This is a genomic window from Maribacter aquimarinus (assembly GCF_047345505.1).
Classification (GTDB): Bacteria; Bacteroidota; Bacteroidia; order Flavobacteriales; family Flavobacteriaceae; genus Maribacter.
Map to the genome: position 1 here is coordinate 1 of NZ_JBLFEO010000073.1, position 1,289 is coordinate 1,289.

Annotated in this window: 1 protein-coding gene and 2 pseudogenes; 1 reads left to right on the top strand and 2 read right to left on the bottom strand. The window is 40.2% G+C overall.

What is annotated here, in order from left to right; translation table 11 throughout:
* Positions 1-147: pseudogene (locus ACKWCC_RS19405) on the top strand (IS91 family transposase); the annotation flags it as partial.
* Positions 148-404: 257 nt separating this feature from the next.
* Here ACKWCC_RS19405 and ACKWCC_RS19295 read toward each other — a convergent pair.
* Both ACKWCC_RS19295 and ACKWCC_RS19300 read right to left on the bottom strand, forming a co-directional pair.
* Complete coding sequence (locus tag ACKWCC_RS19295; RefSeq protein WP_413997603.1) at positions 405-1,055, bottom strand: CPBP family intramembrane glutamic endopeptidase; 651 nt, start codon at positions 1,053-1,055, stop codon at positions 405-407.
* 7 nt (positions 1,056-1,062) lie between these two features.
* Positions 1,063-1,289 (bottom strand): annotated as a pseudogene (locus ACKWCC_RS19300) (IS5 family transposase); the annotation flags it as partial.

The window sequence follows — 1,289 nt, forward strand, 5'->3', positions numbered from 1 at the left end:
CCACCGCCCATATTGCACCGAAAGTGCCCTAGGTGCAAAGAGGGCACTTTGGCAACGGTGTTCGTGTTCGACGGCAGGGGGCCGCCCAAGCATTGGATCAAGAAGCTGAAACAACAAGATGGAAAACCAAAAATCAGAACGGCATAATGGCCGTGCGGGACACCTATGGCCCCAAATGGACGTTTTGCCGAAAAATGCCCGATGGAGCTAGAGATTCAAGGCTCCGGATCCTGGAAGGCATCCCCACGGGGTCAAGAAATACCGAAAACCACAAAAGTATCGGCCCAGGTGCCGCTGCAAACCCTCCCCCACTGCAGACCAATCCCCATAGCAGAAAAAGAGACCAACGCCCCGGTGTAGTTCAACACCGCATTCATGCTGGGTCGTACCGACCGCACGAATGCTTAGTTATTAGCTGTAGTTATTTTTTTCATTCCCAATGTCGTAGCTATAATTCCACACGCAAATAGAACCCAATAAATAAACCCAAAATTTAGACCATATACCCATTGAAAAAAGGATTCTCCATAAATTACGTAAAGTGTTGAAAACAAATTATTCAAGAAGTGCATTGCAATTGTATACCAAATATTTCTTGTTCTTAGGTAAATGATACAAGCTATAACACCAAAAATAAAAGTCGAAATTAAACTGCTTGGTGTTTCGAAATGAATTGCAGAAAAGCATAAGCTGGATATGATAATTGATACAATAACTTTATTTCGTTCCAAAAGCTTTTCGAACAAAAATTTTCTAAAAAATAGCTCTTCAAATAGTGGAGCAATCAATAGGCTTGAGAATCTGAAATAGATGAAAAATGAATCAATTCCAAGAAATCTTTGCCGATATGGTTCAATTTCTGAAGTTCTGTAATAGTCCAAGATTTTTTCAAAATCATAAAAAGGTTGATTTACAAAGCCGAGTCCAAGAACTATTAAGATTAGATATGGGAATATTGAGAGGTCCGTCTTTTTAAAACTAAAAACGGTTTTCAAATTTTGCGTCCAAAAAAAGTAAAATATAACTAGGTAAGAAATCAGACTACCCAAAATCACAATGAACTCATTTAAACTTTTTCAATTTTATTTTTTTCAGTGCCAACACGATGAAAGATAGGTAGTTGAACCCTTTCCAGCTTGCAATTGTGGTGTCGAACCTGTTGAGCAGTGACCTGAAGCTGTCCATCCATGCGTTTGTCCGCTCCACGGCATATCTCTCATCATATAGTTCTTGGTCAAAGTGCTCGTCCCTGTCCTCGGCACTTCCATTGCGTTTGTTGAAACAGATGT